Here is a 24,195-nt window from a genome sequence, read left to right as displayed (position 1 = left end):
ATCGCGGGGCCAGTCGCAGCGGCGAACCGCCGCTCCCACAGGCCCCCGCCGACTCTGAGACCAGCGGGGTGCCTGTGGGAGCGGGCTTGTCCCGCGATTGGGCCCGCCGCGCCAGCACATCATCCTGGCAACTGCGCCCGAATCCACTCCACCAACGCCCGCACCTTGGGCACCTCCGCGGCATGTTCGGCGAACGCCAGGTAGTGCTTGCCGTTGCTCGGCATGGCATGGTTCCAGGCCACCACCAGGCTACCCTCGGCCAACTCCTTGGCCGCCAGGTAGCGCGGCACCAGGGCCACGCCGCAGCCGGACTGCGCGGCACTGAGGGCCATGTAGAAGGTATCGAAGCGCGGACCATGGTAGCTGTTGTCAGTGTGCAGCCCCTGTTCCAGGAACCATTCATGCCAGGCCTCCGGCCGCGAAGTGCTTTGCAGCAGCACCTGCCCGGCCAGCGCGCCGGGGCTGTCCAGCACTTGTCCGGCCAGTAGCTCCGGGGCGCATACCGGCACCACTTCTTCGCCGAACAGTTCCACGCAGGTCGCACCCGGCCAGGTGCCCTGGCCGAAGAAGAACACCACGTCGGCCGAGCCCTGCAGCAGGGCGAAGGGCTCCATTTCGTTGCGGATGTCCAGGTGGATGTTCGGGTGGCGTTTGCCAAAGCCCTTGAGCCGAGGAATCAACCAGCGCACGCCAAAACTCGGTTGAGTGGCTACTTTCAATACTTCGGTCTGCTCGCCATAGGTGAGGACATAGCGGCTGGACATGTCCACCTGGGTGAGGATCTTGTTGACCTCGGCCAGGTACAGCGAGCCCGCCGGCGTGAGCTGTAGGCGCCGGCGGATGCGCAGGAACAGGTGGTGACGCAGCATCTCTTCGAGCTGTGCCACCTGCTTGCTGACAGCGCTCTGGGTCAGGTGCAGCTCTTCGGCGGCGCGGGTGAAGTTCAGGTGGCGGGCGGCAGCCTCGAAGCACTGCAAGGCCGTCATCGACGGAACCAGGCGTTTGGACATGGCACTCTCTACGGCAGCGATACCATTCCGGAGGGGAATGATAAGAGGAATAAAGGTCGTTTGTTGCAGCAATGTAATCGGATTAATACTGATCCCCATCACCTTTTCAACCCTTCACCCGATGTAGGAGAAGCACAATGGTTGCTGCATTGCTCGAGCGCCTCGGCGTCGCCGCCGCGGATCACACCCAGGGCGACTACCCTGTCCACACGCCGATCGACGGCAGCCAGATCGCCTCGGTGAAATTGCTCGGCAAAGCCGAGACCATCGCCCGCATCGACCAGGCGCAAACAGCCTTCGAAGCCTGGCGCAACGTACCGGCCCCGCGTCGCGGCGAGCTGGTACGTCTGTTTGGTGAAGTGCTGCGTGCGCACAAGGCTGACCTTGGCGAGCTGGTGTCCATCGAAGCCGGCAAGATCACCCAGGAAGGCCTGGGCGAAGTGCAGGAGATGATCGACATCTGCGACTTCGCTGTCGGCCTGTCACGTCAGCTCTACGGCCTGACCATCGCCTCCGAGCGTCCGGGCCACCACATGCGTGAATCCTGGCACCCGCTGGGCGTCGTTGGGGTGATCAGCGCCTTCAACTTCCCGGTTGCGGTATGGGCATGGAACACCACGCTGGCGCTGGTAGCTGGCAACTCGGTGGTGTGGAAACCTTCGGAAAAGACCCCGCTGACCGCACTGGCCTGCCAGGCGCTGTTCGAGAAGGCCCTGAAAGCCTTTGGTGAGGCGCCGCAGGGGCTCAGCCAACTGGTGATCGGCGGGCGTGAAGCCGGTGAAGCCTTGGTCGATGATCCACGTGTACCGCTGGTCAGCGCCACCGGTAGCACCCGCATGGGCCGCGAAGTAGGCCCACGGGTTGCGGCGCGCTTCGGCCGCAGCATCCTCGAACTGGGCGGTAACAACGCCATGATCCTTGCCCCGAGCGCCGACCTCGACCTGGCCGTGCGCGGCATCCTGTTCTCGGCCGTGGGTACTGCTGGTCAACGCTGCACCACGCTGCGCCGCCTGATCGTCCACCGTTCGATCAAGGACGAAGTGGTCGCCCGCGTCAAAGCCGCCTACGGCAAGGTGCGCATCGGCGACCCGCGCAAGGACAACCTGGTCGGCCCGCTGATCGACAAGCTGTCGTTCGACGCCATGCAGGGCGCGCTGGCCAAGGCACGCGACGAGGGTGGGCAGGTCTTCGGTGGCGAGCGCCAATTGGCCGACCAGTACCCCAATGCCTATTACGTATCGCCTGCCATCGCCGAGATGCCGGCGCAGAGCGAGGTGGTGCGCCACGAAACCTTCGCGCCGATTCTCTACGTGCTGGCCTACGATGACTTCGAAGAGGCCCTGCGCCTGAACAACGAAGTGCCACAGGGCCTGTCGTCGTGCATCTTCACCACCGACATCCGTGAGGCCGAGCGCTTCCAGAGCGCCTCGGGCAGTGATTGCGGTATCGCCAACGTCAACATCGGCACCAGCGGCGCGGAAATCGGCGGCGCCTTCGGTGGTGAGAAAGAGACAGGTGGTGGCCGTGAGTCCGGTTCGGATGCGTGGAAGGGCTACATGCGCCGTCAGACCAATACCGTGAACTACTCGCGTGAGCTGCCGCTGGCGCAGGGTATCGTGTTCGACTGATGTAATGGCCGGGGGCCTTGGCCCCCGGTTCGCGGGGCAAGCCCGCTCCTACAAGGATCGCGCAGGCGATGGGGATCCCTGTAGGAGCGAGCTTGTCCCGCGATTGGGCGATACGCCGCCCTAACCGCAACAAGAATAATATTGCTGGAGCCGGGCCATGTCCGAACTGCGTCAAGAATGTCTGTGGGAATCGATCACCCAACCGACCGTTGCTTCACAGGCCCTGGCCGGTGAATACAAGGCCGATGTCTGCGTGATCGGCGCAGGAATCACCGGGCTGTCGGCGGCGATCCACCTGCTCGAACAAGGCAAGTCGGTCGTCCTGCTGGAGGCGTGGAAGGTTGGGCATGGCGGTTCCGGGCGCAATGTCGGGCTGGTCAATGCCGGGACCTGGATTCGCCCTGACGACGTCGAGGCAACCCTGGGCGTCGAGCAGGGCGGGCGCCTGAACAAGGTGCTGGGCGAGGCGCCCGGTGAAGTCTTCGCCATGATCGAACGCCTGGGCATCGACTGCCAGGCTCAGCACAAAGGCAACCTGCACATGGCGCACAACGCCACGGGCCTCGCCGACCTCGAAGCACGCCACGAGCAATGGCGCCGCCGTGGTGCCGACGTGGAACTGCTGCGGGGGGCCGAGTGCCAGGAATACTGCGGTACCGACAAGATTTCCGCCGCGCTGCTCGACCGCCGCGCTGGCACCATCAACCCCATGGGCTACACCCAGGGCCTGGCCGCCGCAGTGCAGCGTCTGGGGGGTAAGCTGTTCCAGCAATCGCCGGTCGAAGGCCTGACGCGTGATGGCGACGGCTGGCGAGTCGCCACCGACCGTGGCAGCGTGCGCGCGGACAAGGTGGTGATTTCCACGGGCGCCTACACCGAGGGCGACTGGAGCCATCTGCAGAAGCACTTCTTCCGCGGCTACTACTACCAGGTCGCCTCCAAGCCACTGCAGGGGGCGGCGGCCGACAGGATCCTGCCCCATGGCCAGGGCTCGTGGGATACCCGCACCGTACTCAGCAGCATCCGCCGCGATGATCAAGGTCGCCTGCTGCTCGGCAGCCTGGGCCGGGTCGACAACAAGCCGGCGTGGTTCGTGCGCAGTTGGGCCGATCGAATCCAGAGCCATTACTTCCCCGAGCTGGGCAAGGTCGAGTGGGAGGTGCACTGGACCGGTTGCATCGACTTCACCCCCGACCACCTGATGCGCCTGTTCGAGCCTGCGTCGGGGGTGGTAGCGGTGACGGGCTACAACGGTCGTGGCAATACCACGGGCACGGTGATTGGCCGGGCCCTTGCGGAGTTTCTGCTCAAGGATGATCCCGACCACCTGCCGATCCCGTTCTCGCCGATGAAACCGGTGAGTGCGCCTTCGTTGCGCACGGCCTTCTACGAGTCGGGCTTCTCGCTGTATCACGCTGGGCAGTGCTTGCGCGTGGTGTTGTGATTGCGCTGGCCCTTTCGCGGATAAGCCCGCGAAAGGGCCCGTTTATTTGTGCAGCCAGCTCAGGAAGCCACCCTTCTTCACCGCTGCCGGTTTCTGCAGCAGCAGTGACTCCCGGCTCTGCAGCCTGAAGCGCTGCAGCTTGTTCAACGCCTGCACCACTTCGCCGCGCTCGGCCAGGCAACTGCGCACCTGCTCCTTGTCGATCCGGTACAGCAGGCAGCCAGTCAGGGTGCGGAACTCGGCGAACGAGCTGTCCTCGTCCATGATGCCCTCGATCCCCAGCACTTCCCCCGGCCCCATGCGCCCGGCCTCCACCCGCTTGTCGCCATTGCGGATCGATGCCTGGACCACGCCGCTGCCGATCACCAGCAGGTGATCGGACTGTTCGCCGACATCCAGGATCACCTGGTCGGCCAGATACTCCACCGCCATCATGCGCTGGCTGAGGGCATCGCGCTCCTCGCTGCTCAGGGAACGGAACACCCGCACTTCGTCGAGCAGCTCACGCTGTCGGCTGCGTGGGGTCACGGCGAGGTCGAGGTTCCACATCACGCCGCTGGCCTCGAGATGGCGGTGGGCGAGGTCGAACAGCTGGTTGCGTACTTCGGTCTTGTGCGTCGCGTCGGCGATAAAGCCGCTGGCCTCGTATTCCACCGATTCCAGTGTCGAGGCTTTCACCGACACCTTCGCTGCGGGTGACGGGAGCAGGGCGCTGGTGCCTTGCAGGGCTTTTTCCAGCGCATCGAACACCCGCTTGGGGCGGATCCTGGCGGGTACCACCACACTGATCGAAATTCCGTGGCGGTCGGCAGGCCGGCTGTGGTTGAGCAGGCGCGCCTTGGCTGCCACCGAGTTGGGAATCACCGCCAGGCTGCCGCTGCCGGTGATCAGCCGCGTGGCGCGCCAGTCGATATCCACCACCTTGCCCTCGGTGCCGTCGATGGAGATCGAGTCACCGATCTGGTAGGGCCGCGTGGTGTTGAGCACGATGCCGGAGAACACGTCGGCCAGGGTGCTCTGCAGCGCCAGGCCGATGACGATGGCCATCACCCCGGAGGTCGCCAGCAACCCCTTGACCGGCAGTTGCAGGACATAGGCCGCCGCTGCCACGGCCGCGGCGAGAAAGATCAGCGCCCCCACGACATCCTGCAGCAGGCGTCCGCCGTGACTGCCGCGGGCGATCATCAGCAGGCCGAACACCACCGTCACCGTGCGCGCGCCGAACAGCCACCAGCCGATGGTCAGCACCGTGGCGATCAGGTTGCGTGCGACATCGTCCGCCCATGGCGGCGGTTGCAGCGGGCTCATGCCGGCAGCCAGCAGAACTGCGCTGAAGATGACGAAGATGCCCAGGCGCGTGACGATACGCCAGGCGCGGCGCTCCAGCGGGATCAGTTGCCAGAGCAGCAGGTCGAGGAAGATCAGGCAGGTACCCAGCAGCAGGGGATAAGACTGGATGAAGGCCAGCATGGTGGTCTCGGGGGGCTAGGGGAGGGTTGAGGGGTAGTAAAGAGCAGGTTGGTTGCCCAGGCAATGGGGCATCTATGGGAGTGGGTTTGCCCGCGAACAAGACCGCACCGATTTCATCGTTCCAAAAAAGGAACGCTAAGGCTGTTTTTCACTATCTACCGCAAGAAATGCAATGTTTTTAATCTGTGCCCATGCAGTCGAGACAACAACCCAACCCATCCGAAGGAGCACGACCATGAGCCAATTCACCTACAACCGCCTGAACAAAGACGATGCCGCCGTACTGCTTGTAGACCACCAGGCAGGCCTGCTGTCGCTGGTCCGTGACATCGAGCCGGACAAGTTCAAGAACAACGTGCTGGCGCTGGCCGACCTGGCCAAGTTCTTCAACCTGCCGACCATCCTCACCACCAGCTTCGAACAAGGCCCGAATGGCCCACTGGTGCCGGAGCTCAAGGCGCTGTTCCCGGACGCGCCCTACATCGCCCGCCCTGGCCAGATCAACGCCTGGGACAACGAAGATTTCGTCAAGGCGGTGAAGGCCACCGGCAAGAAACAGCTGATCATCGCCGGTGTGGTAACTGAAGTGTGCGTGGCCTTCCCGGCGCTGTCGGCCCTGGCCGAGGACTTCGAAGTGTTCGTGGTGGCCGATGCGTCCGGCACCTTCAACGAGATGACCCGCGATGCCGCCTGGCGCCGGATGGAAGCTGCCGGTGCGCAACTGATGACCTGGTTCGGCGTGGCCTGCGAGCTGCACCGCGACTGGCGCAACGACGTCGAAGGCCTGGCCGCGCTGTGCTCCAACCACATCCCCGACTACCGCAACCTGATCACCAGCTACAACGCCCTCACCGCGGGCAAGTGAGCCGCCCCGCCAGGCGCCCTCTGCGGCGCCTGGTCAACTTTTGCTCAGGTATTCAGCAATGAACAACAGCAGCGTGGTCACCCTGGTGATCCAGCACAAGGTCCGGGCCGATGCCCTGGCGCACTACGAGACCTGGTTGCGTCATACCGTCGGGGTTGCCCGCCGCCAACCGGGTCATCTGGACGTGAACGTGATCCGCCCGGACGCCAATGGCGGTCAGTTCACTACCGTGGTGCGTTTTGCCGATGCAGGACAACTGCGTGCCTGGGTCGATTCACCGGAGCGCCAGCGCCTGGTCGCCGAAGTGCTGCCGCTGCTGGAGGAGGGTGACCAGACCCGTATCCACGATGACCCGGAGTTCTGGTTCACCCCATCCAGCACGGCAGCTACACAGCCTGCGCGCTGGAAGCAGGCGGTGCTGACTTATCTGGTTATCTGCCCGATGACCTTGCTGGTGCCCCTGTTGCTGGCGCCGCTGTTCGCAAAGGTGCCGCCGCTGGGCGGGCCGTTGGCGAGCAACTTGCTGGTCAACCTGTGCGTCATCCTCCCGGTGGTGTTCTTCATCATGCCGTGGGTGACGCGCCGCTGCGCCGGATGGCTGCGCCGTTGAGCGCACGCCTGACGATCCACTGCTAGCGTTCAATCGCCCGATCACCCCACCGGACGGAGAGCACCATGAATCAGGACCCCACCGACAAGAGCCGCCGCCGTTTCCTCGCCAACAGCACCCTGCTCGGTGCGGCTGGCGCGCTCTGGTCCGCACTGCCCTTCACCGATTCCGCCCATGCCGACATTTCAGGAGATCCCATGACCGCCGACCTCATTCTGTTCAACGGCAAGCTGCACACCGTCGACCGTGAAAAACCGACCGCCACTGCCGTGGCCATCAAGGACGGGCGCTTCGTCGCCGTGGGCAGCGATGCCGAGGCCATGGCCCACAAGGGCAACAGCACGCAGATCATCGACCTGAAGCAGCGCACGGTGATCCCGGGTCTGAACGACTCGCACCTGCACCTGATCCGCGGCGGCCTTAACTACAACCTCGAACTGCGCTGGGAAGGTGTGCCATCGCTGGCCGATGCCCTGCGCATGCTCAAGGAGCAGGCCCTGCGTACACCAACGCCGCAATGGGTGCGAGTGGTGGGTGGCTGGAACGAATTCCAGTTCGCCGAAAAACGCATGCCTACCCTTGAAGAAATCAACCAGGCTGCGCCTGACACGCCGGTGTTCATCCTTCACCTGTACGATCGGGCGCTGCTCAACCGCGCGGCGTTGCGTGCTGTCGGCTACACCAAGGACACACCCAACCCGCCCGGTGGCGAAATCCAGCGCGACAAGTTCGGCAATCCGACCGGCATGCTCATCGCCCGTCCCAACGCGACCATCCTCTACGCCACCCTGGCCAAGGGGCCGAAGTTGCCGTTGGAGTACCAGGTCAACTCGACCCGTCAGTTCATGCGTGAGCTCAACCGCCTCGGCCTGACCAGCGCCATCGACGCAGGTGGCGGCTACCAGAACTTCCCGGACGACTATTCGGTGATCCAGCAACTGGCCGACAACGACCAGCTGACCGTGCGCATCGCCTACAACCTGTTCACCCAGAAACCCAAGGAAGAGCTGGACGACTTCAAGAAGTGGACCTCGAGCGTGAAGGTGCACAGCGGCACCGACTTCCTGCGCCACAACGGCGCTGGCGAGATGCTGGTGTTCTCTGCGGCCGACTTCGAGGACTTCCTCGAGCCGCGTCCGGACCTGCCGCAGACCATGGAAGAAGAGCTGGAGCCGGTGATCCGTCACCTGGTCGAGCAGCGCTGGCCGTTCCGCTTGCATGCCACCTACGACGAGTCCATCTCGCGCATGCTCGATGTGTTCGAGAAGGTCAACCGCGACATCCCGTTCAACAACCTGCCGTGGTTCTTCGACCACGCCGAAACCATCTCGCCGAAGAACATCGAGCGGGTGCGGGCGTTGAATGGCGGGATTGCCATCCAGGACCGCATGGCCTTCCAGGGTGAGTATTTCGTCGACCGCTACGGCGCCAAGGCCGCCGAGAAGACCCCGCCGATCCAGCGCATGCTCGCCGAGGGTGTGCCGGTCGGTGCCGGCACCGATGCCACCCGAGTATCGAGCTACAACCCCTGGACGTCGCTGTACTGGATGGTCAGCGGCAAGACCGTTGGCGGCCTGGAGCTGTATCCGGAAGGCCTGAGTCGCGCCACGGCGCTCGAGCTGTTCACCCATGGCAGCGCCTGGTTCTCCAGCGAGCAGGGCAAGAAGGGGCAGATCAAGGTCGGGCAGTTGGCTGACCTGGCGGCGCTGTCGCTGGACTTCTTCAGCGTCGAGGAAGAGGCGATCAAGAGCATCGAGTCGGTGCTGACGGTGGTGGATGGCAAGGTGGTGTACGGCGCGGCGGAGTTCGACAAGCTCGGCCCGGCGCAGATTCCGGTGGTGCCCGAGTGGTCGCCGGTGGCCAAGGTGCCGGGCCACTGGCGGGCCGGTGCGCCGCTGGCGGCGGCGGTACACCAGTGCGTCGGGCCGTGCGGGGTGCATGCGCACAGCCATGAGAAGGCACGCCATTCCAGCGTGCCGGTGAGCGACTATCAGGGCTTCTGGGGAGCGCTGGGCTGTTCCTGCTTCGCGTTCTGAAACTCAAGCCATATCACTGACCGCAAACTCCTCGGCCAGATGGTCGATCAGCGAGCGTACCGAAGGCAGCAGCCCGCGCCGCGACGGGAAGATCGCATGGACGATCCCGCAGCGCGGCTGCCACGCCGGCAACATCTCCACCAGGCGCCCCTGGGCCAGGTCCTCGCGCACCGCCACCCGCGGCAAGTGCGCGATGCCCACCCCCGCCACCACGAAATGCCGCAGCGCGAACAGATCATCGGTGACCATGCGCGGCGTGTGCGTGATCACCAGCTTGCGCGCCATGTCCTCCCCCTGGAACAACTCCCATTGATACTTCTGCTGCGCCGCGCCCCAGTGCAGGCTTGGCAGCGAGCTCAGTACCTGCGGTTCGAAACCTTCGGGCAGTTGGGCGAGAAACGATGGATGGCCCACCAGGCATTGGGTGCTATTGCTCAGCACCTTCATCACCATGTCGGTGTTCTCCAGCGGCGGGAAGCGCACCCGTAGCGCCACATCGAAGCCTTCATGCAACAGGTCGACGCGACGGTTGGTGCTCTCGATGAACAGCTCCACCTGCGGGTACTTGAGCATGTAGCGCGTGAGCATCGGCCCGACCCACGAGTTGAGCAGGGTGGTGGGGCAACTGATTCGCACCAGGCCACGTGGTTCGCTGCGGTTGCGCTCGATGATTTCTGCCGCGCCCTCGGCTTCCACACGCATGGCCAGGCAACGGTTGTAGTAGGCCTGGCCGATCTCGGTCAGCGAACAGTGGCGGCTGGTACGGTGCAGCAGGCGAACGCCAAGACGGTCTTCCAGGTCGGCGATGCGCCGACTGAGTTTCGACTTGGGCATGTCCAGCGCCCGGCCCGCCGGGGCGAAGCCGCCATGCTCGACGACCTGGGTAAAGAAATAGAGGGAATTCAGGTCTTCCAAGATCGTTCTCCAAACAGAACGCTACAGACAATTTTTGCAGTCTACCGCATCAAAGGTGATGTTTTTAATCTGTACTCATCAACGCGCAACACCCCACTTACCGCACATCGAAGACACATTGGGAGTACAGACCATGAGCCAATTCACCTACAACCGCCTGAACAAAGACGATGCCGCCGTACTGCTGGTCGACCACCAGGCAGGCCTGCTGTCGCTGGTCCGTGACATCGAGCCGGACAAGTTCAAGAACAACGTGCTGGCGCTGGCCGACCTGGCCAAGTTCTTCAACCTGCCGACCATCCTCACCACCAGCTTCGAGCAAGGCCCGAACGGCCCGCTGGTGCCGGAGCTCAAGGCGCTGTTCCCGGACGCGCCCTACATCGCCCGCCCTGGCCAGATCAATGCCTGGGACAACGAAGATTTCGTCAAGGCGGTGAAGGCCACCGGCAAGAAGCAGCTGATCATCGCCGGTGTGGTGACTGAAGTGTGTGTGGCCTTCCCGGCACTGTCGGCCCTGGCCGAGGACTTCGAAGTGTTCGTGGTGGCCGATGCCTCCGGCACCTTCAACGAGATGACCCGCGATGCCGCCTGGCGCCGGATGGAAGCTGCCGGTGCGCAACTGATGACCTGGTTCGGCGTGGCCTGCGAGCTGCACCGCGACTGGCGCAACGACGTCGAAGGCCTGGCCGCGCTGTGCTCCAACCACATCCCGGACTACCGCAACCTGATCACCAGCTACAACGCCCTCACCGCGAGCAAGTGACCCAGCCAAACGCCGGTCGGTACGCCTCGTGACCGACCGGCCAGCCGCGCGATGGAATGTTCCTCGCGCCCCGCACTCAAGATCCAGACCTACCCGACTTTCAGGAGATTCCGACATGAGCACACTAGTTACCCGCGATGGCACCGCGATCTATTACAAGGACTGGGGCAGCGGCAAGCCCGTGCTGTTCAGCCACGGCTGGCCGCTGGACGCCGACATGTGGGATGGCCAGATGGAGTTCCTGGCCAGCCGCGGCTATCGCACCATCGCCTTCGACCGCCGCGGCTTCGGGCGTTCCAGCCAGCCGTGGAACGGTTACGACTACGACACCTTTGCCGATGACATCGCCCAGTTGATCGAGCACCTGGACCTGCGTGACGTCACCCTGGTCGGCTTCTCCATGGGCGGTGGCGATGTCACCCGCTACATCGCCAAGCATGGTAGCGAGCGCGTGGCCGGGCTGGTGCTGCTGGGTGCGGTGACGCCCCTGTTCATCAAGACCGCCGACAACCCCGAGGGCGTCGACAAGTCGGTATTCGACGGTATTCGCGACGGCCTGCGTGCCGACCGTGCGCAGTTCATTTCCGACTTCGCCGCGCCGTTCTATGGCATCAACCACGGGCAGAAAGTCTCCCAGGGCGTGCAGGCCCAGACCCTGAACATTGCCCTGCTGGCCTCGCTCAAAGGCACCATCGACTGCGTGACGGCGTTTTCCGAAACGGATTTCCGCCCGGACATGGCCAGAATCGATGTACCGACACTGGTGATCCACGGCGATGACGACCAGATCGTGCCGTTCGAGACCACCGGCAAGAAAGCCGCCGAGATGATCGAGGGGGCGCAGTTGAAGGTGTATCAGGGTGCACCACACGGCTTTGCCGTGACCCACGCGCAGCAATTGAACGACGACTTGCTGGCGTTTCTGGCGAAGTGACCGGCTGAGGCCTGGCCTGCGCAACTGCGGCATTGAGGGCGACTGGAGACAGTCGCCCTTTTTGCTGTTTGTGTGGTGGGTTTTCGCAGGTATCAGATCACGCCAGTGGATCGGAAGGCTCTCACGCCTTAGGCGGAAAGCTGAAACTCCCTCCCGGAACGCCTTCCCTCCAGAATTGTGCAGTCTGTGTAGAGGGGCTGGTGTTTCGCTTTGTCGGCACTGATGCAGAGCTTGTGGACTATCTGGACTATCACTAGGAGGCACTGTCATGCCCATGCATAACCCCCCCCATCCGGGTGAAGCGTTGCGCGAGGATGTCCTGCCGGCGATTGGCCTGAGTGTCTCTGCGCTTGCTCGTCATCTCGGTTATTCCCGAGGTCAACTGTCCACTGTGATGAACGGGCGCGCAGCTATCTCCGCCGATCTTGCGTACCGGCTTGAATTGGCTGGTCTGGGCAGTGCCCGCCAATATCTGGCAGAGCAGGCGGCTTATGATCTATGGCAGGCTGCTCATCGTGAGCACCCGCCTATCGCGCGGCTGGGATTTGCTTGAGTCGAAGCTGATTTTGACCCTTCCTGGCACGGCGTCGAGCAGGTGCCGTGTCGCCGCAGGGGCGGCATGGAGGCCCCTGCGGCATACAGCTCAGTCGCTATCCGATTCGAACAACCGCTCCAGCTCCACCCTGGCCTCCTTGGCCGTCTGCATCACCTTCGCCCGGTCATCGCGAACCCGTCCCTGTGCTTCCAGCACCTGCTGGTCATGCTCGGTGAAGCGCTGGATGCGGTCTGCCGCCTGGGCCTCGCTCAGGCCAAGGCCGATCAGGGTCAGGCGGGTCATCTCCAGGCTCGAGTAGAAAGTCTCGCGAATCGGCTCGGCGCCGACGTCGAGTAACTTGTGCACGTGCTGGCGGTTACGCGCCCGGGCGATCACCTTCAGGTGCGGATACTCATGCTTGACCCGCTCGGCGATGCGGATGGTCGCTTCCGGATCGTCGGTGGTGATGACGAAGTACTCGGCCTCGCCGACCTTGGCCGCATGCAGCACCTCGGGGCGCATCGGGTCGCCGTAGAACACCGGGGCCTGTTCGAAGGTGCGGGTCATCTCGATGGCATCGACCGAGGTGTCCAGGGCGATGAAGGAGACTTTCTGGGCCCGCAGGATACGCGCCACGATCTGCCCCATGCGGCCCATGCCGATGATCACCACGCGCGGGGCGTCGGCCTGGATCGTGCGGTATTGCTCTGGCACTTCACGGGTTGGCGCCGGGCGCTTGATCAGGCGCGAGCTGGCCAGCAGCAACATCGGCGTCAGGGCCATCGACAGGGTGATGGTCATCAGCAGCAGATCGTAGGTGTAGGTGTCGAACAGGTTCTGGTCCTTGCCCAGCTTGAACACGACGAAAGCGAACTCACCGCCCGCCGCCAGCACCAGCCCCAGGCGCAGCGCGCTCAGGTTGCTCAGGCCGCCCACCGCACGGCCGACCAGCATCAGCAGTGGCAGTTTCACCGCTACCAGCAGCAAGGTCAGGCCCAGCAACAGCGCGGGTGCCTCCAGCAGCAGGCCAAGGTTGGCGCCCATGCCAACGCTGATGAAGAACAGCCCCAGCAGCAGGCCCTTGAATGGCTCGATCTGCGACTCCAGCTCGTGCCGGTATTCCGAGTCGGCCAGCAGTAGGCCCGCGAGGAACGCGCCCAGTGCCATGGAAATGCCGGCTTCCTCCATCAGCCATGCGGTGCCGATCACCACCAGCAGCGCGGTGGCCGTGGACACCTCCGGCAGGCCGGTACGGGCGACGATGCGGAACAGCGGGCGCAGCAGGTAGCGCCCGCCGACGATGACGATGGCGATGCTGCCGAACACCCGCAGGCCATGTTCGATGCTGTCGCCGTGGCTGGTGTCCGGGCCGCTGGCCGCCAGCAAGGGCACCAGCGCGATCAGCGGGATTGCCGCGATGTCCTGGAACAACAGGATGGCAAAGGCCAGGCGCCCATGGGGGGCGTTCAGTTGCTTGCTTTCGGCCAGGCTCTGCAGGCCCAGCGCGGTGGATGACAACGCCAGGCCCAGGCCGAGCACCACGGCTGCTGGCAGGGACTGGGCAAAGCCGAACAGGGCGATGGCACCGATGATCGCGCCAGTCAGCACCACTTGTGCCAGGCCTACGCCGAACACCGCCTTGCGCATCAGCCACAGGCGTCGTGGGGAAAGTTCGAGGCCGATGATGAACAGCAGCAGGACTACGCCCAGTTCAGAAATGTGCGCCACGCTCTCGGTGTCGCGGATCAGGCCCAACGCTTGTGGTCCGATGGCCACGCCGGCGAGCAGGTAGCCGATGACGGCACCCAGTTGCAGGCGCTTGGCAAGGGGCACGGCGACGACGGCGGCAAGCAGGAAGATCACTGCGGTCTGCAGGATGCTGCCTTCATGTGGCATGGGTAGAACTCCAGGAGGCTTGGATGAAGCGCTGTGTGAGCAGGCGCCGGGGACGGTAGGCATTTTCGTCTCGGCGGGGGGAGGGGGCAACCGTCGGGGGTGGGAAGCAGCGTTCAGGATCTGGAGCCTTTGTAGCCCTCACGAGCCTCTTCGCGGGCAAGCCCGCTCCTACAAATGGGAGCGGGCTTGCCCACGAAGAGGCCCGTGAGGCCACCATCGTTATTGCAGATGTTCCTTCAGCGCCTGCGCCGCCTGGCCCATCGCGCTACGAGTTCCGGGCACCTGTCCCAGCACGTTCAGCAATCCGAAGTCATGGATCATGCCGTTGTAACGCACGGCAGTCACCGGCACACCGGCAGCATCGAGCTTGCGGGCGTAGGCTTCGCCTTCGTCACGCAGTACATCCATCTCGGCAGTCTGCACCAGTGCTGGTGGCAGGCCTTTGAGTTGATCCAGGCTGGCCCGCAGCGGCGAAGCATGGATGTCGTCACGCTGGCGCGGGTCGGTGGTGTAGCTGTCCCAGAACCACTGCATCATGTTGCGGGTCAGGAAGTGCCCTTCGGCAAACTGGTTGTACGACGCATTGTTGAAGTTGGCATCGGTGACCGGCCACAACAGCGCCTGGAACCGCAACTTGGGCGTACCTGCTTCCTTGGCCTTGATCGCCACCACCGCCGCCATGTTGCCGCCGACGCTGTTGCCGGCCACGGCCAGTCGGCTGCCATCCACACCGATTTCCTTGCCGTGCTCGGCTACCCAGCGGGTTGCGGCGTAGGCCTGGTTGATCGCGGTGGGGAACTTGGCTTCTGGCGATGGCGTGTAGTCGACATAGACCGCCGCCGCGCCGGAGCCAACCACCAGATCATGGATCAGGCGCTCGTGGGTCGGGTAGTCGCCCAGCACCCAGCCGCCGCCGTGGAAGAACATGAACACTGGCAGCTCACCCTTCGCGCCTTGCGGGCGCACCACGCGGATGTCCAGCGGCTTGCCGTCGATCTGCAGGGTGCGACGCTCGACCTCGATACCCGAGAGGTCGACCTTGACGCTGGCCTGCGCACCGCTGAGCACGGCCCGTGCGTCTTTGGGCGCCAAGGTTTCCAGCGGCTTGCCGCCACCGGCGGCCAGCGCGTCGAGGAAGCCCTGGGTGGTGTGCTCGACGCCGGGGCTACCGGCGGCGAAGGCGCTGTTGACGGCGAGGGCCAGCAGGCCGGTGGTCAGGGTGCGGGACAGTTTCATGGTTCAAGCTCCTCTGGTGTCGGGCCGTGGTGTTCAGTTCTGGTTGGCGGCGGTGGTGGGGTGGATGTAGCTGACCTTCTGCACCTGGCCGCTGCTGTCGCGGTAGGTGAGGGTGGCGGCCGAGGCATGGCTGCGGGTGCTGTTCGGGGCATCGACCGCGATGACCTGGGCGATGTCCAGGTCCATGCCGTAGTGGTACGGCGTGGCCTCGATGGACTGGGCGAAGGCGCCTGCAGTGGTGCCGAGGGTCAGGGTGGCGATGGCGAAGGCTTTGCGAAGAGTGGTCATGATCGTTCTCCAAGGGTTCGGTAAGGGGTCAGCGACTGCTTGCTGCTTGAAGTGAATATTGCGCGCAAATATTTAGCGCGCAAAATATATTTCCGCTATGGAGAAGATTGAGTGGGGTAATCGGTGGTTGTGCGGACGTCGGGTCAACTACCGGGGCGGTATTGCAGGGCCTCAGCCAGATGGGGGCGGTCGATGTGATCGGCTTGTTCAAGGTCGGCCAGGGTGCGGGCGACCTTGAGCAGACGGTGAGCGGCGCGCAACGAAAGGTTGAGTCGCTCGCACGCGCCCTCCAGCCATGACTGGTCGGCGGCTTTCAGGTCGCAATGCTTGCGCAGGCCTGGCATATCGAGAAACGCGTTGGCACAACCCTGACGACGCTGTTGCCGCTCGCGGGTCTGGGCGACCTGGGCGGCGACGCTGGCGCTGGTCTCGCCACTGGGCTGGTGGCTGAGGGTGGTGCTTTCGCGTGCGACCGTCAGGTGCAGGTCGATGCGGTCGAGCAGCGGGCCCGAGAGCTTGTTGCGGTAGCGCTGGATCTGCTCAGGGCTGCACCGGCAGCGGGCTGCCGGGTCGCCCAGATAGCCGCAGGGGCAGGGGTTCATCGCCGCTACAAGCTGAAAGCGCGCAGGAAAGCGCACCCGGTCCCGGGCCCGTGAAATCACGATCTCTCCAGACTCCAGCGGCTCGCGCAGCACCTCCAGCACACGTCGTTCGAACTCGGGCAGTTCGTCGAGAAACAGCACCCCATGATGGGCCAGGGTGATTTCCCCAGGCTGTGGCCGACTGCCGCCACCGACCAGTGCCGGGCCCGACGCGCTGTGATGAGGATGGCGAAACGGCCGCTGTGGCCAGCAGTCGATCGGTGCCTTGCCGCTGACCGACTGGATGGCCGCAACCTCCAGCGCCTCGTGCTCGTCCAGCGGCGGCAGCAAGCCCGGCAAGCGGCTGGCAAGCAAGGTCTTGCCAGTGCCGGGTGGCCCGGTAAACAGCAGATTGTGCGCCCCCGCCGCCGCGACCAGAAGGGCGCGCTTGGCCGCGATCTGCCCCTGTACTTCGCTCAGGTCCGGATAGGGGCGCGCGCGTAGCATCAAGCCATTGGCGGCATAGGCTGGCAGCGGTGCCTGGCCATTGAGATGTGCTACCAGCTCCTGCAGGTGCCCGACCGCATACACCACCAGCCCACTGGCCAAACTCGCCTCCTCGGCATTCTCCCGCGGCACCATCAGTGCCCGCCCGGCCTCCCGCGCTGCGAGCGCCGCTGGCAGCACGCCCTGCACTGGGCGCAATGCCCCGGATAGCGCCAACTCGCCCAGGCATTCGAAATCGGCCAGGGTCGCCACCGGCACCTGGCCGTTGGCGGCGAGGATGCCCAAGGCGATGGCAAGGTCGTAGCGCCCGCCATCCTTGGGCAGGTCGGCGGGGGCGAGACTCTGGGTGATGCGTCGGGCCGGGTATTCGAGGCCGGAATTGACGATGGCACTGCGTACCCGGTCCTTGCTTTCCTTGACCGTGGCCTCGGGCAGGCCGACCAGGGTGAGGTTGGGCAGACCGTTGGCCAAGTGGGTTTCGACGCTGACAGCGGGCGCCAGCACCCCGACCTGGGCGCGGCTGTGGACGAGGGCGAGAGACATGGACACTCCTTGGTCACTGGGGATGCCGCGTCCTGCGGCAGGGGCAAGGATAGCCAGGGGCGTGGGCAGTGGCGGGTGAAGAGTGCGACGAGATTTTGCCAAGGCATGGCGTTTTTTTGTTGAGTGGACACAGTCCGTCAGGCCCACCGTGGCGCAGCAGCGTGAAGATACTTTTTATGTCATATGGCAAGTATTCACTAAGAAAATTGATTTCTCAGCAATTTTAAAAAATATAACCCTGTTTCTGGGTAAATAGAACGCAATCCAGACTAAGCGCTTTCAGCATAAATTGGATCCAATATCAGATACACGCTCACCTCACCCAGCGCCAGCACGATCGCTTACAGGCCAAGGAGAACGCCACCATGATGTTGAAGAACCCTTCCACTAAATACCGCCATTTCAACGTGGTTGATCTGCCGGACCGCACCTGGCCTGGCCAGGTACAGAAAGCCGCACCGGTCTGGTGCAGCGTTGATATGCGCGACGGCAACCAAGCCCTGATAGAACCGATGAACGCCGAGCGCAAGCGCCGCTTCTTCGATCTGCTGGTCAAGGTCGGGTTCAAGGAGATCGAGGTAGGTTTTCCGGCGGCTTCGCAGACTGATTTCGATTACGTCCGTGAGCTTATCGAAAGCGGCGCAATCCCTGACGATGTCACCATCCAGGTCATGACTCAGGCGCGTACTCACCTGATCGAGCGCACCTTCGAGGCGCTCAAGGGCGTGCCGCGGGCCATTGTGCATGTCTACAACGCCACGGCCCCTGTGTTCCGCGAAGTCGTGTTCGGTGTCGACCGCGCTGGCTGTATCGATATTGCCACCCAGGCCACCCGTGAGATCAAGGCGTTGATGCAGGCCAATCCGCAAACCCAGTGGACCTACCAGTATTCGCCGGAAACGTTCTGCTTCACCGAGTTGGACTTCGGCCTGGAAATCTGCGACGCGGTCATCGCCGAGTTCCAGCCAACGCCGTCCAACAAGATGATTCTCAATCTGCCCACAACCGTCGAGGTGTCGACGGCCAACGTGTTCGCCGACCAGATCGAATGGTTCTGCAGGCATGTGAGCCAGCGAGACAGCGTGATCATCAGCGTGCACCCACACAATGACCGCGGCACCGGGGTGTCAACTGCCGAGCAGGCGTGCCTGGCGGGTGCCGAACGGGTCGAGGGGACGCTGTTCGGCAATGGCGAGCGCACCGGCAACGTCGATATCCTGACCTTGGCCATGAATCTGTATACCAGCGGCATCAGCCCTGAACTGGACTTCTCGGACATCACCCACGTTCAGCGTGAGGTCGAGTACTGCAACCAGTTACCTACCCATCCTCGTCATCCCTATGCCGGTGAGTTGGTGTTCACTGCGTTCTCCGGCTCTCATCAGGACGCGATCAAGAAAGGCTTTGCGCGCCGCCGCGCAAACCCTCACGGTTATTGGGAAATCCCCTACCTGCCGATCGACCCTGCCGACATGGGGCGCAGCTATGAGGCGGTGATCCGTGTCAACAGCCAGTCGGGCAAGGGAGGCGTGGCGTATCTGCTGGAGCAGCAGGGCATCATGCTGCCGCGGCGTCTGCAAATGGAGTTCAGCGGCGTAGTCCAGCGGGTTGCCGATGCCGAAGGCCGGGAAGTAACCAGCGATATGATCCTGTCCTGCTTCACTGAAACCTATCTGCAGCAGGGCAGGCCCTACACCCTGACCCAGCCCATGCTCACCAGTGACCAAGCAAGCACCTACGTGAATGCTCAACTGCTCGTTGACGGTGGCCGCCTGCCATTGACCGGGAAGGGCAACGGGCCGCTCGCCGCGCTGGTCAACGCCTTTGCCGCACTTGGCCTGAATTTCGACATCGCCGACTACCATGAGCATGCGGTACGTGATGGCGCCCAGGCCGAGGCGATCGCCTATGTGGAAATTCGCGTCAACAACCAGCTGCTTTTCGGTGTTGGTAAAGACAGCAGCATTCTCCAGGCTTCGCTGCAGGCTTTGGTCAGTGCCGTGTGCAGGGCCACTCGCCAGGGCCTGCTCGAGCCCTTGGGCAATACCATCGTCACGGCCTGAGGCGATATCGGCATTGGAAGCCTTGGGAACAGACTGCGGGCATGGTGCGGTGGTGGCCAGCCACGAGGTCCGCATGGAAGGCGATGTATACATGCGGACCTTGCAGCTCAGTTCACGCATTGAACACTGTCAGATCACCCTGGTTTCCGGATTTTGGTCTTCGGACGTGGCAGTTCTTCAGTCAGGCGTGCGCGCCTGCACCTCCACCAGCCCAGCCTCCAGCCCCCGCACCATCACGCCCTCGGGCACCGCTGCACCGGTCGTCACCGGAATCTGCTCGACCGAAGCCTGTGGCGTCGCTCGATACACCACGTAGCGTCCCCCCTGCCCATCATCGCGCAATGCGTGCGGGGGAATGGCGATACCCTGTTCGTCACGCTGCAGAATGATCGACAGGCGTGCGCTCATCCCCGCGCGCATGGGGTGCTGCAAGGGCTGTGCTGGCAGGTCGATCGACACCTTCACTGGGTACTGGGCTCCGGCGCCTTGCGTATCAGCCGTCTCGCTCTGGATACCGATGGCGGTCAGGCGGCCGCTCAGTTCACCGGAAAAGCCGTCGCCACTGATCTGCACCGGCATGCCTTCGTGGAGTAGGCGCAGGTCGGTCTCTTCCACCCGGCTCAAGGCCTGGAAGCGCTCCTGGCCTATCACGCCGAGCAGCGGTACCCCCTGGGTAACGGCGACACCCGTTTGCAGGGGAACGGATTTTCCGCCCTCTTGAGGGGCCGGGCGAACCACATACCCGGCCAGCGGAGCGAGCAGTTCGCGTCGTGCATACAACTGCTCGAGGGCCTGATGGCGCGCTTGGGCGTTGGCCAGTTCCATTGCCGCGATGCTGAGCTCCTCGCCGTGGCCGTGCGCAAGTGTTGTAAGCAGATCCTCGTTGGCGGCGGTCAGGTCCTGGCGCTGGGTGTTCACTTGCTGAGCCAGGCTTTCGACCTCCATTCGCGCGACGATGCCGCGCTCGAACAGCGCCTGGGTATCGCGCAGGCTATTCTCGCTGCGGGATAGGTTCTGGTTCGCGGCCGCCACTGCGCGCCGTGCGCGGGCGACTTCCGGGCTGGAGCTCCAACGTTCCAGGCGTTGCGCCTCTCGACGGGCCTTGAGCAGCTCAGCCTGTGCCTGGCGCAATTGCACTTGCAACTGCGCAGGGTCCAGCGTCACCAGCACCTGGCCTTTCTCGACGTGCTGGCCCTCCTGTACGCGCACGTCGGCGATCAGCCCATCGAAAGGTGCAGCGAGGGTGATGTGGTCCATTGACTGCAGGTGGCCTACCAGGCCCAGGCGATTTTCCAGCAGGCGCGGTGCTACCTGCACCCACTGCGCTTGCGGGGAAGCGCCCGGCTGCTCATCCGCATCGCCGTAGCAGCCCGGCAGATTGGCGAGGGCCAGCACCAGTAGCGCGCGGCCGCCAGTGATCGAGCAAAACCTAGTCATTCAGTGCAATGTCCCAACTGTCCAGCGTGGTGCCCAGGGTCTGGTCCAGTTCGGCCTGGGCGTTCATGTAGCTGATGAGCGCACCCAGGCGCGTATTCTGCGCCGTGCGCAGGTCGTTCTCGAAACTCAGAACCTGGAAGTTGCTCGATCGGCCGACGGTGAGTTTTTCTCGTTCGATCGCTAGTTTGCGTTGCGACAATTCCTGCGCGCGCAGGGCAATCTGGTACTGGCGCCAGCGCACGCCGATGTCGCGCACGGCATTGGTCACGTCCCGCTGGAGTTGCTGACGTGCTTCCTGCAACCGGACTTCCTGGGTTTCCACCCCGACACGCGCATGTACTTCAGCCTGACGGGTACTCAGGTCACCGATCGGAATTTCCACTTGAACACCCACATAATTCTCCCAACTGCGCGCGCTGCCGTTGAGGTTGTTGCGTTCACGTACCTGGGCGCCACCACCGACCAGAGAGACGTCCCACAGGCGCTCGTTACGCGCCACCGTCAGGTTGATCGTTGCTTGCTCGCCGGCAATCAGTTCGATGAGGTAGGTCGGTTGCAGGGCCTGAGCCTGTTGAAGGGCCAAGGAGGTGTCGACATCGATCGCGTCTGCATGGACCGTGTCGCTGGCGACGATGGGGGTATCGAGATCCAGCGCCAGCATCTGCAACAGAGCCAGGCGCGCGGCTTGCTGTTGATTGCGGGCGTCTTCCAGTCCGAGCTCCTGGGTGGCGACTTCGGCTTCGGTCTGGACTATCTCGAAGGCTGCCATGCGACCGGCAGCAATCATTGCCTGGTTCACCTCGAGCAATTGATTGGCCCGCTGCAGGGCGTCGCGGGCAATCTGCAACTGCTCCTGGGTCTGCAGCAGAGTGTGATAACCGATGATGATTCGGGTGATGGTCTGCGCCACGGTGTCTTTCAACGCCAGCCGGTTGACCTGCTCGCCCAGGCGGGCCAGTTGCACCGGTGCCGTGGCGACATCCCTGCCGGCACCGCGCAGCAGCGGCTGGATGACCGTGATGTTGGCGCCGTCGTTACGGGTCAGCCCGGCCAGATCGGCCTCGGTGTGACGATAGGTCCAGCCCAGGCTCAGGCGGGTGCCGTAAGGAGTCAGCAGGGTCGTAGTGGGTGTGATATCCCCTTGGCGATAGCGGTCGGCCTGGTTGTGATTGGACAGGTAGTTGCCGCGGATGAGCAGCTTGGGGCTGAAACGATCCTCGGCCACCCGCAGGTCGAACTTCTGAGCAATTCGATCCAGATAGGCGCTGCGGATCCCGCGGTTGTCGCGCAGACCGAGGTAGATCGCGTCGCTTAGGCTCAAATCAATGCGCTGTGCCTTCAGCGAGAGGCTGGAAACGGCTGGCGAAGGTGCGCTCGACCGGGTCGCCTGGGAAGGCGCGAGCGCCAGGCTGGCCAGGGCAGGCCCGGTGCTCATGATCAGCAGTAGCAAGGCCAGGCAGCGCTCAATCATCGCGCAATGCCTGTACCGGTTGCAGGCGGGCGGCAGACAGCGCCGGGCTCAAGCCGAAGAACAGCCCGGTGAGGACCGCGCCTCCGATGCCAAGTGGCAACGACAGGGGGGCGAGGCTGAAGTCGGCCCAGCCAGACAGCAAAGTAAACAGCCACCCCGCGCCCACGCCCAGCACTGCACCGCAAGCTGCGCCGGTCACGGCCAGTACCACCGCTTCGAGGAGAAACAGCCAGGCGATATCTTGCGGGCGGGCGCCTAGTGCCATGCGCACGCCGATCTCGCGGCGGCGTTCGGAGACGTTCATCAGCATCACGTTCATCACCCCGACACCGCCCACCAGCAGGGCAATGCCGCCCAGCCCTGCCAGCAGCCAGGAGAACAGCCGCGACTGCTGGGCGATACCGGCGAGCAACTGCTGGGGAGCCTGGACATCGATCGTGCGACCGGGCAGTGCGGTCTGCAACCGCGCCTGCAGGCGAGGGGCGACGGCAAGTGGGTCGGCACCGTCGGCAGTGCGCGCCAGAACGGTACCCACCTGAGGTGCGCTGACCAGCCGTCGCATACCTTCGAGCGGGATCAGCAAGCTGTCGTCGATCGACAGCGGCAGCAGTGGGTTTTGTCCGATGCTGTGCAATACGCCGATCACCTGGAACACGTAGCCTGCGATCTGTAGCTGTGCGCCAGGCATGACCGGCATGCCCTGTGCGGCCAGATCGGCGGCAAGGCGCTCGCCCAGTACCGCATGGGTGCTGCGGCTGTCGTAAGGGCTGATGAAACGCCCCTCTATCAATCTCAGGTCGAGTACTTCGGCCAGTTGCGGATCTACCCCAGCTAGCAGCGCGTCGTGTGTTCGTCCGTGCAGACTCACGCGTACCGACGACAGGCTCAGCGGACTGATTGCACGCAGTCCCGGCTCGGCTTCGCGCACGGCTTGGGCGTCGAAGGGCTGCGTTGCCTGTGCCGACAAGTGGGCGCCTGCAGGCCATTGCACGTCGGCGACCAGCAGGTCACTGCCCATGCCCTTGAACACCGCCATCGCCTGGCGCTGGGCGTTGTGCCCAATGTTCAGCAGCGCAACCACGGCTGCGCAGCCGACTGCGATACCGAGCAACGCCAGAATGGCCCGGCGTCCCAGGCGCTGGAGGCTATCGAATGGTTCAGAAAGGCGCTGAGCGAGGGATGGGCCGTAGGCTCGCGTGCTAACCATGCACGACCTCGCGTATGCAGCCCTCGACAACCTGCAGGCAGCGTTGCAGACGACGGGCAATCCCCAGGTCATGGGTGACGATGATCAGGGTGACGCCCTGCTCACGGTTGAGAGCCAGCAGCAGTTCGATGATGTCTTGTGCAGTCTGACCATCGAGGTTGCCGGTGGGCTCGTCGGCGAGCAGCAGTTGTGGCTCACCGACGAGGGCGCGGGCAATGGCCACTCGCTGGCGTTGGCCCCCGGAGAGCTCTGCCGGGCGGTGGTGCAGCCGTTCGCCGAGGCCTACCCGCCGCAACTGCTGGCGCGCCGCCTCCCGTGCCGAGTTGCGTGGCTCGCCACGGTAAAGCAGCGGCAAGGCGACATTGTCGAGGGCATCCAGACGCGGCAGCAGGTTGAAGCCCTGAAAAACGAAGCCGATGTGCTGGTTGCGCATCACTGCGCGGGCGCCATCGGTTGCCAGGGTCATGTCGCGGCCTGCCAGGTGGAGGTGTCCTTGGGTGGGCTGGTCGAGCAGACCGATCAGGCTGAGCAAGGTGCTCTTGCCGGAGCCCGAGGCGCCAACGATGGCGCAACTTTGGCCCGCCTCGACCGACAACGAGACATCACGCAGCACGGGCCGCGCGGCGCTATGGGAGCTGTACGCATGCGTCACGCCTTGCAGGCGAATCAGCGTCTGGTTGGGTGACTCAGGCATCCATTGCCCACGATCCTTGGGAATCTGTCCAGGTACCCCACTCAACACGATGGGCACCTGGT

The 24,195-nt window shown here is 64.0% G+C and carries 20 protein-coding genes; 9 read left to right on the top strand and 11 right to left on the bottom strand.

Annotated features, from left to right (window positions below; all coding sequences use genetic code 11):
- Positions 1-119: 119 nt before the first annotated feature.
- Positions 120-1,010 (bottom strand): LysR substrate-binding domain-containing protein, encoded by an 891-nt coding sequence (locus ACNFHO_RS09485; RefSeq protein ID WP_054893715.1) that lies wholly within the window; start codon positions 1,008-1,010, stop codon positions 120-122.
- Positions 1,011-1,147: 137 nt separating this feature from the next.
- Between ACNFHO_RS09485 and ACNFHO_RS09480 the strand changes: the two genes are divergently transcribed.
- Both ACNFHO_RS09480 and ACNFHO_RS09475 read left to right on the top strand, forming a co-directional pair.
- Positions 1,148-2,638 carry an aldehyde dehydrogenase family protein gene (locus ACNFHO_RS09480; protein ID WP_054893714.1) on the top strand — a complete coding sequence of 497 codons (1,491 nt, stop codon included), beginning with the start codon at positions 1,148-1,150 and terminating at the stop codon, positions 2,636-2,638.
- Between the two features lie 157 nt (positions 2,639-2,795).
- The gene (locus tag ACNFHO_RS09475) at positions 2,796-4,082 is read left to right on the top strand and encodes an NAD(P)/FAD-dependent oxidoreductase (protein ID WP_112897084.1); all 1,287 of its coding nucleotides are present in this window, start codon (positions 2,796-2,798) and stop codon (positions 4,080-4,082) included.
- A 42-nt stretch (positions 4,083-4,124) separates the two neighbouring features.
- On the opposite strand, the gene ACNFHO_RS09470 is transcribed toward ACNFHO_RS09475, so the two are convergent.
- On the bottom strand, positions 4,125-5,552 hold the full coding sequence (locus ACNFHO_RS09470; protein WP_416766075.1) for a mechanosensitive ion channel domain-containing protein: 1,428 nt from the start codon (positions 5,550-5,552) through the stop codon (positions 4,125-4,127).
- 235 nt (positions 5,553-5,787) lie between these two features.
- On the opposite strand from ACNFHO_RS09470, the gene ycaC (ACNFHO_RS09465) reads away from it, so the two are divergent.
- The 3 genes from ycaC (ACNFHO_RS09465) (at position 5,788) to ACNFHO_RS09455 (ending at position 9,063) form a co-directional block, all read left to right on the top strand.
- Positions 5,788-6,417 (top strand): isochorismate family cysteine hydrolase YcaC, encoded by a 630-nt coding sequence (gene ycaC / locus ACNFHO_RS09465; protein WP_054893711.1) that lies wholly within the window; start codon positions 5,788-5,790, stop codon positions 6,415-6,417.
- A gap of 58 nt (positions 6,418-6,475) precedes the next feature.
- Positions 6,476-7,027, top strand: coding sequence for an antibiotic biosynthesis monooxygenase (locus tag ACNFHO_RS09460; protein WP_063542070.1), 552 nt, complete (start codon positions 6,476-6,478; stop codon positions 7,025-7,027).
- Between the two features lie 197 nt (positions 7,028-7,224).
- Positions 7,225-9,063 (top strand): amidohydrolase, encoded by a 1,839-nt coding sequence (locus tag ACNFHO_RS09455; RefSeq protein ID WP_172964840.1) that lies wholly within the window; start codon positions 7,225-7,227, stop codon positions 9,061-9,063.
- Positions 9,064-9,066: 3 nt separating this feature from the next.
- Here ACNFHO_RS09455 and ACNFHO_RS09450 read toward each other — a convergent pair whose 3' ends face one another.
- On the bottom strand, positions 9,067-9,978 hold the full coding sequence (locus ACNFHO_RS09450; RefSeq protein WP_063542074.1) for a LysR substrate-binding domain-containing protein: 912 nt from the start codon (positions 9,976-9,978) through the stop codon (positions 9,067-9,069).
- Between the two features lie 133 nt (positions 9,979-10,111).
- On the opposite strand from ACNFHO_RS09450, the gene ycaC (ACNFHO_RS09445) reads away from it, so the two are divergent.
- From ycaC (ACNFHO_RS09445) to ACNFHO_RS09435, 3 genes are all read left to right on the top strand, one after another.
- Positions 10,112-10,741 carry an isochorismate family cysteine hydrolase YcaC gene (ycaC, locus tag ACNFHO_RS09445; RefSeq protein WP_125931023.1) on the top strand — a complete coding sequence of 210 codons (630 nt, stop codon included), beginning with the start codon at positions 10,112-10,114 and terminating at the stop codon, positions 10,739-10,741.
- A 115-nt stretch (positions 10,742-10,856) separates the two neighbouring features.
- Positions 10,857-11,675: an alpha/beta fold hydrolase gene (locus tag ACNFHO_RS09440; RefSeq protein WP_054893706.1), complete on the top strand. Its 819-nt coding sequence runs from the start codon at positions 10,857-10,859 to the stop codon at positions 11,673-11,675.
- A 268-nt stretch (positions 11,676-11,943) separates the two neighbouring features.
- Positions 11,944-12,228 carry a HigA family addiction module antitoxin gene (locus ACNFHO_RS09435; RefSeq protein WP_081255182.1) on the top strand — a complete coding sequence of 95 codons (285 nt, stop codon included), beginning with the start codon at positions 11,944-11,946 and terminating at the stop codon, positions 12,226-12,228.
- A gap of 90 nt (positions 12,229-12,318) precedes the next feature.
- Here ACNFHO_RS09435 and ACNFHO_RS09430 read toward each other — a convergent pair whose 3' ends face one another.
- The 4 genes from ACNFHO_RS09430 to ACNFHO_RS09415 all read right to left on the bottom strand — a co-directional run bounded on the left by ACNFHO_RS09430 (position 12,319) and on the right by ACNFHO_RS09415 (position 17,261).
- On the bottom strand, positions 12,319-14,106 hold the full coding sequence (locus ACNFHO_RS09430) for a monovalent cation:proton antiporter-2 (CPA2) family protein (protein ID WP_372821736.1): 1,788 nt from the start codon (positions 14,104-14,106) through the stop codon (positions 12,319-12,321).
- A 219-nt stretch (positions 14,107-14,325) separates the two neighbouring features.
- Positions 14,326-15,342: an alpha/beta hydrolase gene (locus ACNFHO_RS09425; protein WP_054893704.1), complete on the bottom strand. Its 1,017-nt coding sequence runs from the start codon at positions 15,340-15,342 to the stop codon at positions 14,326-14,328.
- 33 nt (positions 15,343-15,375) lie between these two features.
- On the bottom strand, positions 15,376-15,630 hold the full coding sequence (locus tag ACNFHO_RS09420) for a DUF2790 domain-containing protein (RefSeq protein WP_414154584.1): 255 nt from the start codon (positions 15,628-15,630) through the stop codon (positions 15,376-15,378).
- A gap of 143 nt (positions 15,631-15,773) precedes the next feature.
- A complete protein-coding gene (locus tag ACNFHO_RS09415) occupies positions 15,774-17,261 on the bottom strand; it encodes a YifB family Mg chelatase-like AAA ATPase (RefSeq protein WP_416766070.1) in 1,488 nt (495 codons plus the stop codon).
- Positions 17,262-17,626: 365 nt separating this feature from the next.
- Between ACNFHO_RS09415 and leuA the strand changes: the two genes are divergently transcribed.
- Positions 17,627-19,324: a 2-isopropylmalate synthase gene (gene leuA / locus ACNFHO_RS09410; RefSeq protein WP_063542090.1), complete on the top strand. Its 1,698-nt coding sequence runs from the start codon at positions 17,627-17,629 to the stop codon at positions 19,322-19,324.
- A 177-nt stretch (positions 19,325-19,501) separates the two neighbouring features.
- On the opposite strand, the gene ACNFHO_RS09405 is transcribed toward leuA, so the two are convergent.
- Genes ACNFHO_RS09405 through ACNFHO_RS09390 form a run of 4 tightly spaced genes read right to left on the bottom strand, consistent with a single transcriptional unit; the run spans position 19,502 to position 24,133 of the window.
- Positions 19,502-20,761: an efflux RND transporter periplasmic adaptor subunit gene (locus tag ACNFHO_RS09405; RefSeq protein ID WP_063542093.1), complete on the bottom strand. Its 1,260-nt coding sequence runs from the start codon at positions 20,759-20,761 to the stop codon at positions 19,502-19,504.
- Positions 20,754-22,196: a TolC family protein gene (locus ACNFHO_RS09400; RefSeq protein ID WP_416766238.1), complete on the bottom strand. Its 1,443-nt coding sequence runs from the start codon at positions 22,194-22,196 to the stop codon at positions 20,754-20,756. Before ACNFHO_RS09400 ends, ACNFHO_RS09405 begins: the two co-directional genes overlap by 8 nt.
- Before the next feature lie 28 nt (positions 22,197-22,224).
- Positions 22,225-23,439: an ABC transporter permease gene (locus ACNFHO_RS09395; RefSeq protein ID WP_112897091.1), complete on the bottom strand. Its 1,215-nt coding sequence runs from the start codon at positions 23,437-23,439 to the stop codon at positions 22,225-22,227.
- On the bottom strand, positions 23,432-24,133 hold the full coding sequence (locus ACNFHO_RS09390; RefSeq protein ID WP_112897092.1) for an ABC transporter ATP-binding protein: 702 nt from the start codon (positions 24,131-24,133) through the stop codon (positions 23,432-23,434). Before ACNFHO_RS09390 ends, ACNFHO_RS09395 begins: the two co-directional genes overlap by 8 nt.
- Between the last annotated feature and the right edge of the window lie 62 nt (positions 24,134-24,195).

Origin of the sequence: Pseudomonas sp. NY15374 (assembly GCF_048068255.1) — a bacterium.
In the GTDB taxonomy this organism is placed as follows: domain Bacteria; phylum Pseudomonadota; class Gammaproteobacteria; order Pseudomonadales; family Pseudomonadaceae; genus Aquipseudomonas; species Aquipseudomonas machongensis.
The sequence above is the reverse complement of the archived record's forward strand: the minus strand, read 5'-3'. Positions and strand labels throughout refer to the sequence as shown.

Bases quoted from the DNA above. Each gene is read 5' to 3' on its own strand.
- ACNFHO_RS09470 (WP_416766075.1), bottom strand. From the start codon at position 5,552: ATGCTGGCCTTCATCCAGTCTTATCCCCTGCTGCTGGGTACCTGCCTG.
- ACNFHO_RS09435 (WP_081255182.1), top strand. From the start codon at position 11,944: ATGCCCATGCATAACCCCCCCCATCCGGGTGAAGCGTTGCGCGAGGAT.
- ACNFHO_RS09430 (WP_372821736.1), bottom strand. From the start codon at position 14,106: ATGCCACATGAAGGCAGCATCCTGCAGACCGCAGTGATCTTCCTGCTT.
- ACNFHO_RS09395 (WP_112897091.1), bottom strand. From the start codon at position 23,439: ATGGTTAGCACGCGAGCCTACGGCCCATCCCTCGCTCAGCGCCTTTCT.
- ycaC (WP_054893711.1), top strand. From the start codon at position 5,788: ATGAGCCAATTCACCTACAACCGCCTGAACAAAGACGATGCCGCCGTA.
- ACNFHO_RS09440 (WP_054893706.1), top strand. From the start codon at position 10,857: ATGAGCACACTAGTTACCCGCGATGGCACCGCGATCTATTACAAGGAC.
- leuA (WP_063542090.1), top strand. From the start codon at position 17,627: ATGATGTTGAAGAACCCTTCCACTAAATACCGCCATTTCAACGTGGTT.
- ACNFHO_RS09480 (WP_054893714.1), top strand. From the start codon at position 1,148: ATGGTTGCTGCATTGCTCGAGCGCCTCGGCGTCGCCGCCGCGGATCAC.
- ACNFHO_RS09390 (WP_112897092.1), bottom strand. From the start codon at position 24,133: ATGCCTGAGTCACCCAACCAGACGCTGATTCGCCTGCAAGGCGTGACG.
- ACNFHO_RS09455 (WP_172964840.1), top strand. From the start codon at position 7,225: ATGACCGCCGACCTCATTCTGTTCAACGGCAAGCTGCACACCGTCGAC.
- ACNFHO_RS09420 (WP_414154584.1), bottom strand. From the start codon at position 15,630: ATGACCACTCTTCGCAAAGCCTTCGCCATCGCCACCCTGACCCTCGGC.
- ACNFHO_RS09475 (WP_112897084.1), top strand. From the start codon at position 2,796: ATGTCCGAACTGCGTCAAGAATGTCTGTGGGAATCGATCACCCAACCG.
- ACNFHO_RS09405 (WP_063542093.1), bottom strand. From the start codon at position 20,761: ATGACTAGGTTTTGCTCGATCACTGGCGGCCGCGCGCTACTGGTGCTG.
- ACNFHO_RS09415 (WP_416766070.1), bottom strand. From the start codon at position 17,261: ATGTCTCTCGCCCTCGTCCACAGCCGCGCCCAGGTCGGGGTGCTGGCG.
- ACNFHO_RS09425 (WP_054893704.1), bottom strand. From the start codon at position 15,342: ATGAAACTGTCCCGCACCCTGACCACCGGCCTGCTGGCCCTCGCCGTC.
- ACNFHO_RS09400 (WP_416766238.1), bottom strand. From the start codon at position 22,196: ATGAGCACCGGGCCTGCCCTGGCCAGCCTGGCGCTCGCGCCTTCCCAG.
- ycaC (WP_125931023.1), top strand. From the start codon at position 10,112: ATGAGCCAATTCACCTACAACCGCCTGAACAAAGACGATGCCGCCGTA.
- ACNFHO_RS09460 (WP_063542070.1), top strand. From the start codon at position 6,476: ATGAACAACAGCAGCGTGGTCACCCTGGTGATCCAGCACAAGGTCCGG.
- ACNFHO_RS09485 (WP_054893715.1), bottom strand. From the start codon at position 1,010: ATGTCCAAACGCCTGGTTCCGTCGATGACGGCCTTGCAGTGCTTCGAG.